General features: G+C 43.9%; 6 protein-coding genes. 4 read left to right on the top strand and 2 right to left on the bottom strand.

Annotated features, from left to right (window positions below; translation table 11 throughout):
- Nucleotides 1-133 precede the first annotated feature (133 nt).
- Nucleotides 134-1219 (bottom strand): tRNA epoxyqueuosine(34) reductase QueG, encoded by a 1086-nt coding sequence (gene queG / locus QL919_RS12360; protein ID WP_290189787.1) that lies wholly within the window; start codon nucleotides 1217-1219, stop codon nucleotides 134-136.
- Nucleotides 1220-1537: 318 nt separating this feature from the next.
- On the opposite strand from queG, the gene QL919_RS12355 reads away from it, so the two are divergent.
- Nucleotides 1538-3370 (top strand): NAD(P)H-hydrate dehydratase, encoded by a 1833-nt coding sequence (locus QL919_RS12355; RefSeq protein WP_290189784.1) that lies wholly within the window; start codon nucleotides 1538-1540, stop codon nucleotides 3368-3370.
- Nucleotides 3371-3419: 49 nt separating this feature from the next.
- On the opposite strand, the gene QL919_RS12350 is transcribed toward QL919_RS12355, so the two are convergent.
- A complete protein-coding gene (locus QL919_RS12350; RefSeq protein ID WP_290189783.1) occupies nucleotides 3420-3923 on the bottom strand; it encodes a DUF4124 domain-containing protein in 504 nt (167 codons plus the stop codon).
- A gap of 898 nt (nucleotides 3924-4821) precedes the next feature.
- Here QL919_RS12350 and QL919_RS12345 point away from each other — a divergent pair.
- From QL919_RS12345 to ilvC, 3 genes are all read left to right on the top strand, one after another.
- Nucleotides 4822-6654, top strand: a complete 1833-nt coding sequence (locus QL919_RS12345) for an acetolactate synthase 3 large subunit (RefSeq protein WP_290189782.1) — start codon at nucleotides 4822-4824, stop codon at nucleotides 6652-6654.
- A complete protein-coding gene (ilvN, locus tag QL919_RS12340; RefSeq protein ID WP_290189781.1) occupies nucleotides 6654-7151 on the top strand; it encodes an acetolactate synthase small subunit in 498 nt (165 codons plus the stop codon). The genes QL919_RS12345 and ilvN overlap by 1 nt, the downstream gene beginning before the upstream one ends.
- 153 nt (nucleotides 7152-7304) lie before the next feature.
- The gene (gene ilvC / locus QL919_RS12335; protein WP_290189780.1) at nucleotides 7305-8321 is read left to right on the top strand and encodes a ketol-acid reductoisomerase; all 1017 of its coding nucleotides are present in this window, start codon (nucleotides 7305-7307) and stop codon (nucleotides 8319-8321) included.
- Nucleotides 8322-8426 lie beyond the last annotated feature (105 nt).

The raw sequence follows: 8426 nt of genomic DNA, 5'->3' as shown, positions 1-8426 counted from the left end.
ATGCCAGTGTAGCGTTTAAAACCAGCGTCACTTTGTTTGAGTAGCTTATCTATGTTTGGCATATCTATTAAGTAAGTAGAGTTCAATAATATACGTTGTGTCTTACAACTACTTTTGCAAGAGGTCTAATAGCTCATTTTTCGGCTTGTTCAGAAAGTGCCCAGTTGATATGTTCATCAAGCATCTCGCTATGCACACCTAGTTTTGACTGTAATTGTTCGATAACTTCTTGGCTAGCGGGGGCGTTGCCTAGACCGATAGCGATATTACGTAAGAAGTTCACATAACCTGTACGTCTAAGCGGGCTGCCTTGCGTGTTTTTCATAAAATCAGCTTCTTGCCATTGCCATAAGTCTAACAAGCTACTTTTATCAAGATTGTTCCTTGGGGCAAAGTCTTCTACAGGCGTTATATTGGCATAGCGATTCCAAGGACAGATAAGTTGACAGTCATCGCAGCCAAAGACGCGATTGCCAATAGCACGTCGGTATTTGAGATCAATAGTGCCATCGTGTTCAATAGTCAGGTAAGAAATACAAGCAGAGGCATTAAGCTCATAAGGCGCAATGATTGCTTGGGTCGGGCAGATATCAATACAGGCACTGCAGCTGCCGCAATGCTCGGTGACGGGTGCATCATCAGGTAATTCAAGGCTGATGAATAATTCGCCAAGCACAAAAAATGAGCCTGCCTGTTTGTTTATCAGCAGTGTATGCTTACCTGTCCAACCCAGACCTGCAGCATCGGCAATAGGTCGCTCAAATATAGGCGCAGAATCACTAAATGGTCTGAAAACAAAATCTTGCTCTGAGCCAATATTTAGATGTTGCCACTCTGGCAGCATGGATTCTATCTTCAATGCCAATTGCTTTAGGCGGCCGCGCATCGTTTTGTGATAGTCGCGGCCTCTGGCATAGCGAGCAATGATGCCTTGATTAGGCAGATCGTTATCAGTGACAGCACGTGGTGTTGGTGCTTGGGTCAGGTAATCCATACGCACACTGATGATGGTCTTTGCACCCTCTACCAGTTCTGCAGGGTTGGCACGCAGATGATGGTTATTGTGCATAAACTGTAGCTGCCCTTCGTATCCTTTATCTAACCACAGTTGTAACTGCTGCATTTGCTGGGCGAACAACGGGTGATGAACCGATAAAAATCCACAATCAGCAAACCCTAGAGCCTGTGCTTGAGTGGTGATCCATTGTTTAACATCCATCGTGGTGGTAAACACTGGCGTGTTACTGATATCAATCTTGTTTTTAGGCGCATGCACATCAGCAGAACTGGTAGAGGTGCTTGAGGTTTTTGGCTTTGATGAATTAGGCATTGAAAATAGTAAGTATTAGAGTAATTACCGTTATGATAAGCGAGTGAGCTAAGAGCGCAAGTAGAAAAGTAAATAAACTTGTATGCATATCCATACACTCACGAAAGCAAGTTTTTGCTAAGCTGATATTAAAAGACATTACTCTCGTTTTTGTCAGCTAAAATTTGTCAGCTAAAAACAATCAATAAAAATAGCCGAGGGGCATCTATGCAAACTCATTCCCATCAATTACGTATTCAATCTATAGCGTTATATAGCAGTGCACAGGTCTATGCGATGGAGCAGGCCTGGTTTGCAGCAGGCAATGATAGCTTTGGGCTTATGCAGCAGGCGGCATGGCAAATGGCACAGCAGATAGCGCCGCTCTATGAACAAAGATATCTGAATACAGATGCAGCAGCTGACAGTCATATTTTTCAATCTAAAACTTGTCAGCGACGAGCGAGCATTTGGCTAGGGAAAGGTAATAATGGTGGCGATGGTTGGCTTATCGCGCATTATTTGCAGCAAATGGGCTGGCAAGTAAAAGTAATGGCAGTGGGTTTTGAAGAGGATGACTTTGAAAGTGATGACCTTAAAGATTGTAATGCTGATATAAATGAGCGCTTTGAGGTAAAGGATAAGACAGAAGTCTCTGATGCAAAAAAAGCGCAACAGCTGGCACTTTCTGCTAATTGCCCTTATCAGCGCTATGAAGGCAGTCAGTGTGATAAAAATGATGAGATAACCAATAATCTACAGGCAGATGTCTATATCGATGCCATATTTGGTATTGGATTGGATCGAGCACCTGAAGGCAGCTATGCACAGGCAATCAAAACGTTTAACGGTTTAACGCAGTACCATAAGTCTCTAGCAATTGCCGTCGATATTCCCAGTGGTTTAGTGGCTTCTACGGGTGAGGTGTTTGACGGTAAGGCGATACAGGCTGATGTCACGCTATGTTTGATTGCGCGCAAGTTTGGGTTGCATACCAAAGATGGCATGGATCATAGCGGAGAGGTCCTTGATATCTCACTTATACCTTATCCAATGAATGACAGAGCGTTAAGACCAGTCGCTCAGTTAGTGACGACTGCACATGGCTTAAAATCACGTCAACAAAACAGCTATAAAGGCAGCTATGGTCATGTGCTGATTATTGGAGGTAATCGGGTCGATGGGTCGCAAGGCATGGGCGGAGCGGCAATACTGTCTGCTTCTAGTGCCATGGCCACAGGCGCAGGTAAAATCACGGTCGCCTGTCACGAAGATTTCCACGGCGCTTTGCTAACCTCACTACCAGATGCCATGACTATTAACCTGCATGATATTGATGGTGTGAGTCAGCTGATAAAGGAAGCCAGCGTAATCGCCATAGGCATGGGATTAGGCCGTGATGAAAAAGCAAAGAATATATTCGTCAGCTATATGCAAGTAGCGATAGAGCAGGAAAAGCCTATTGTCATTGATGCTGACGGCCTGTATCACCTAGCATCATTGCAAGCCGAGCACCACGAGTTGGCACAGCGGCTAAAAGAGTACAGCATTAATCATCAGGTCTGCCTAACGCCTCATAGCGGCGAAGCGGCGAGATTGTTAAATATAAAAATAAGCAAAGTAGAAAGCGATAGGTTAGCAGCAATTAAAAAGTGCGCGGAAACCTATGGTGGTGATTGGGTGCTAAAAGGGGCAGGTTCACTGGTACTGGAGCAAAAGGCATTATTTCAAAGGGCAGTAGAGCAAAGCGTAGCGCAGGAGCAGGTCTATGTTTGCGGTGTTGGAAACGCCGGTATGGCAACCGCTGGAATGGGGGATATACTCTCCGGCGTAACGGCAGGACTGCTTGCACAACAAGACTTGGCTGAAGAGTCGCGCCGCTTGCACCAAGCAGTTGTCATACACGGGCAAGCAGGAGATATGCTGGTCAATCAAGCCTATGATGGCAGCGATAATAGTATATTACTGATTGGTCAACGAGGGCTACAAGCTCAAGATATGCCTGCAGCTATTCGTCATGTTATGCAGCGGATTATTAACAATAAACGCTGCTACTATTAATGGTGGGTATCATTAACCAATATTGATAGCCGTCATTGTAGGCATGCTATTAAGTAGTAGGGTTACCACAATACTGGTCGATAGCCTGCTGCACTCGCTCACGTTTAAGCTCAATCTCACGACCATCTAGATATTGACGCTTACCATTGGCGTCCATTTCATAGATACGCCCACCGACGTTTAAGTTAGTCAGGTTATTGCGTAGCGATTGGCACCGTTGCGCATTGGCTTGCGCTTCTTGTTCTTTGATGCGTGCTTCTAGTTGTGCCACTCGTTGTTGCTCTGCGGTTTGAGCATTATTGCTTTGATTGGCATCTGTCTTACCAGCCATTTGCCCTGCGTTGGTCTGTCTACCATCACTACGAAACTCAATCAGTTCAATATTCTTGCCATTAAGTGGGGCATGTTGGCTGTATTTGACTTCGCCATGAGCACCAACAGACTTATAAACTTGAATAGCATGGCTGGCATTCATTGTCAGCATTAGCATACACGCGGTACTCATACTTATTAGCAGTTTGGCAGCGGTATTAATCGTAGACGCATATGCCATGGCAGAAATCCTCTTAATTGATAAAGCAAATGTATATATGTATGAATATAACATTTTAGTGTTTGTATGGTACTAAAAATGTACTAGCGTTTGATTCTAGCAAATAATACTTATCAATGTATATTATTTAATAACCAATAGTTGGGGATAGGGTTTAGAAGTTTTTCTTGACAATAGCACGCAAACCATCGAATATAATAGCAGTTGATTGGTCAGTGAGCGGCTTTTATGATATTGCCGTGGCACTTGAGGACAAGGACGACGGGTTACTTATCAGTGGCTTACGAAGTTCTGCTCTCTTTGTGATAACGATATAGCAGTGTTGGTGATAATAATCACTAAGAATGTCTGTATACGTTGTCTCCGGACTTATCTGTCTACAATGACTAAGATAAACTTATTATTTAATATGCGTCGGGTGTCATGCTTGCGTTTGTATTAAACACGGCCACAGTATTTAGCGATGATATTTCTTAAAAAACTGCTGTAAGACTTGATGATCTTGTGATGCAGTATTGGCTTGAAAATCACGTTCTCTATTTATACAGATGTTTTTTGTATACAGAGTTTTTATACAGGTGTTTTACTACATAGATAGTTTGTATCAAGAAATACCCTATAGATGCTGGCTAGTATTAATCATGAATAATAAGATTCTTTTATAGATGCATTCGCATCTTGTCACTGTGTGCCGATAAAATCCTGTCACAAAACTGACCTCAAATACATTGCTATGTTTGAGTGTTTTGCTGTGTCAAAAGCAGCATAACTTAAGTATAGTAGGCACACATTCTTGATATGGACAAGGATTGGCGATCGTTTAATGAGTCAGAAATAACGCCTATATGTGATTATTTTTACTATAAAATACCGCAAATTCTCGCCGCAAAAAAAGGTGATGACAGTGACGCAAACCACGCAAAGTCCGAACATGACTGGACATACCCAAACGGGTCATGCAGCCAAAAATTTTGAAGAGAAGCAACAACGTCTGGCAGAAGGCAGCTCGCAGCCTGTGATGCTATCTGGCGCTGAGATGTTGGTGCAATCGCTGACTGATGAAGGTGTCAAATATATCTTTGGCTACCCAGGTGGTGCGGTTCTTCACATTTATGATGCTTTGTTTCAGCAAGAAGCGGTCGAGCATATTTTAGTACGTCATGAACAAGCAGCTGGTCATATGGCCGATGCTTATTCACGAACAACTGGTAATACGGGTGTTGTCTTGGCAACATCGGGTCCTGGTGCCACTAACACGGTGACGGCTATTGCAACGGCGTTTATGGACTCTGTACCAATGGTCGTGATTGCAGGTCAGGTACCCAGTAGCCTAATCGGTGAAGATGCTTTCCAAGAAACGGACATGGTAGGGGTATCACGCCCTATCGTTAAGCATAGCTTTCAAGTACGCCATGCCAGCGAAATTCCAATGATTGTTAAAAAGGCTTTTTATATTGCACAGTCTGGACGTCCAGGTCCTGTGGTAATTGATGTGCCAAAAGATATGACAGCGCCAAGCGAAAAGTTCGCTTACGAATACCCGCAAGAGGTGTTTATACGTTCATATCAGCCATCATTAAAAGGCCATGGCGGTCAGATTAAAAAAGCAGTAGAGACCTTGTTGGCAGCCAAACGTCCTGTGGTATATGCAGGCGGCGGTGTTGTTTGGAGCAAAGCACATGCTGAGCTGACTGATATTGCCCATCGCTTGAATCTGCCAGTGACCAATACCTTAATGGGTCTTGGCACTTTCCCAGGCTCTGATGGTCAGTTCTTGGGTATGCTCGGTATGCATGGCACTTATGAAGCCAATATGACCATGCATCATGCAGACGTTATTTTGGCAGTTGGCGCACGCTTTGATGATCGCGTGACCAATAACGTCAAAAAATTCTGTCCTAATGCGACAATTATTCATATCGATATTGATCCTACCTCTATCTCAAAAACTGTTTTTGCCCACATTCCTATCGTAGGTGACGTCAAGTCTGTCTTGACTGATATGTTAGAGCTTGTCGGTGATGATAAGCAGCTTGAGCAACATGCATTACTAGATTGGTGGTCACAGATTAATGAGTGGCGTACGCGTCATGGCCTACGCTATGACACCAGCACTGACAATGGCATTAAGCCACAAGCAGTCGTCCAAGCGTTAGACAAGGTGACTAATAGTAATGCGATTATCACCAGTGACGTCGGTCAGCATCAGATGTTTGCCGCTCTTTACTATACTTATAACGAGCCGGGTCAATGGCTAAACTCAGGTGGTCTAGGTACCATGGGTGTAGGGCTGCCATACGCAATGGCGGCGAAGCTTGCCAATCCTGAGCGCGATGTGGTTTGTATCACTGGTGAAGGCTCTATTCAGATGAACATCCAAGAGCTCTCAACCTGCTTGCAATACAATTTGCCAGTCAAAATCCTAAACCTAAACAATGCTCAATTAGGGATGGTAAAGCAGTGGCAAGACATGCTGTATGAAGGTCGTCATGCGCAGTCTTATATGAATTCACTACCTGACTTTGTTAAGTTGGCTGAAAGCTATGGTCACGTTGGGATTAAAATTACCGATCCTGCAACCATGGAGGCGCAACTGGCTGAAGCCATGGCGATGAAAGATAAATTGGTATTCATCGACGTTTATGTCGATCGTAATGAGCATGTATATCCGATGCAAATTGCTGGGCAAGCGATGCGTGATATGTGGTTAACAAAAGGGGAGCGTACCTAATGCAACAACAACATCTGATTTCGGTATTGATGGAAAACGAAGCGGGTTCGTTGTCGCGATTAGTCGGCTTGTTCTCACAACGTGGCTACAATATCGAAACGCTAAACGTCGCACCCACTGATGACCCAAGTATTTCACGTCTAACGGTAACGACGATTACGTCACCTGAAAGAATCGAGCAAATCACCAAACAATTGCATAAATTGATTGAAGTGGTTAAAGTGCTTAATCTATCAGAAAACGTACACGTCGAGCGTGAACTGATGCTGATTAAAGTTCGTGCAACTGGCGGCGTACGTGAAGAGATTAAACGTAGTGCAGATATTTTCCGCGCCCAAATCGTTGACGTCAATTCAAACCTTTACACCATTCAAATCGTCGGTGACAAAGCCAAGCTTGACGGCTTCATCGATGTGATTGGTCGTGAACGTATTATGGAAGTGGTTCGCTCGGGTGTGATTGGTATTGCACGCGGTGAAAAGACGCTAAGCTTATAAGTGGTTTAGTATCTAACGACAGGATTTTTTATTAACCCTTACTGATTTCAAATCAACAGAATGCTTATCTTAGCGACCATTTCATATATAGTGGCTACAGCATAAGTGTTTACTATCCATGGCAAGCCATGATTGAGGAAAAGGACTCTATTTATGAACGTTTATTATGACAAAGATTGTGATCTATCGATTATCCAAGGCAAAAAAGTCGCCATCATTGGTTACGGCTCACAAGGTCATGCGCACGCGCTTAACCTACAAGATTCAGACGTTGATGTGACTGTTGGTCTACGTGCAAACTCTGGCTCATGGAAAAAAGCTGAAAATGCTGGCCTAAAAGTTGCGGAAGTGGAAGAAGCGGTAAAAGCTGCTGATGTCATCATGATTTTGACGCCTGATGAGTTCCAAAAAGAGCTATATAACGACGTAATCGAGCCAAACATCAAAGAAGGCGCTACCTTAGCTTTCGCTCATGGCTTTGCCATTCATTATAACCAAGTCGTACCACGTGGCGATCTTGATGTTATTATGGTTGCACCAAAAGCGCCAGGTCATACCGTTCGTTCAGAGTTTGCCAAAGGCGGTGGTATCCCAGATCTTATCGCTATCTACCAAGATGCGTCAGGTCAAGCTAAGCAATTGGCACTGTCTTATGCTGCTGGTGTTGGTGGTGGTCGCTCAGGTATCATCGAAACCACGTTTAAAGATGAAACTGAAACGGACCTATTCGGCGAGCAAGCAGTACTGTGTGGCGGCGCTGTAGAGCTTGTAAAAATGGGCTTTGAGACGTTAACAGAAGCTGGCTATGCACCAGAAATGGCGTACTTTGAGTGCTTACATGAGTTAAAGCTTATCGTAGATCTCATGTACGAAGGCGGTATCGCTGACATGAACTACTCAATCAGTAACAACGCTGAATACGGCGAATATGTGACTGGCACAGAGGTTATCAATGAGCAATCACGTGAAGCCATGCGTAATGCACTTAAACGCATTCAGTCTGGTGAATACGCGAAGATGTTTATCTCTGAAGGTGCAACCAACTATCCATCGATGACTGCCCGTCGTCGTAACAACGCTGAGCATCAAATCGAAATCACGGGTGCCAAGCTACGTGGTATGATGCCTTGGATTGGTGGTAATAAAATCATCGATAAAGAAAAGAACTAATTGAAGAGTGAGTTGTTAAGTAATTAATGGCTCAGATAGAACACAAAACCCGTGTTATCGATTGATAGCACGGGTTTTTTGATGATTATCTCTGAGTAAGATTTC

The organism is Psychrobacter sp. APC 3426 (assembly GCF_030408035.1).
Lineage (GTDB): Bacteria > Pseudomonadota > Gammaproteobacteria > Pseudomonadales > Moraxellaceae > Psychrobacter.
Note: the sequence above shows the minus strand (reverse complement) of the source record. Positions and strands in the feature narration are given on the sequence as shown.

Bases quoted from the DNA above. Each gene is read 5' to 3' on its own strand.
- queG (WP_290189787.1), bottom strand. From the start codon at position 1,219: ATGGATGTTAAACAATGGATCACCACTCAAGCACAGGCTCTAGGGTTT.
- QL919_RS12355 (WP_290189784.1), top strand. From the start codon at position 1,538: ATGCAAACTCATTCCCATCAATTACGTATTCAATCTATAGCGTTATAT.
- QL919_RS12350 (WP_290189783.1), bottom strand. From the start codon at position 3,923: ATGGCATATGCGTCTACGATTAATACCGCTGCCAAACTGCTAATAAGT.
- QL919_RS12345 (WP_290189782.1), top strand. From the start codon at position 4,822: ATGACAGTGACGCAAACCACGCAAAGTCCGAACATGACTGGACATACC.
- ilvN (WP_290189781.1), top strand. From the start codon at position 6,654: ATGCAACAACAACATCTGATTTCGGTATTGATGGAAAACGAAGCGGGT.
- ilvC (WP_290189780.1), top strand. From the start codon at position 7,305: ATGAACGTTTATTATGACAAAGATTGTGATCTATCGATTATCCAAGGC.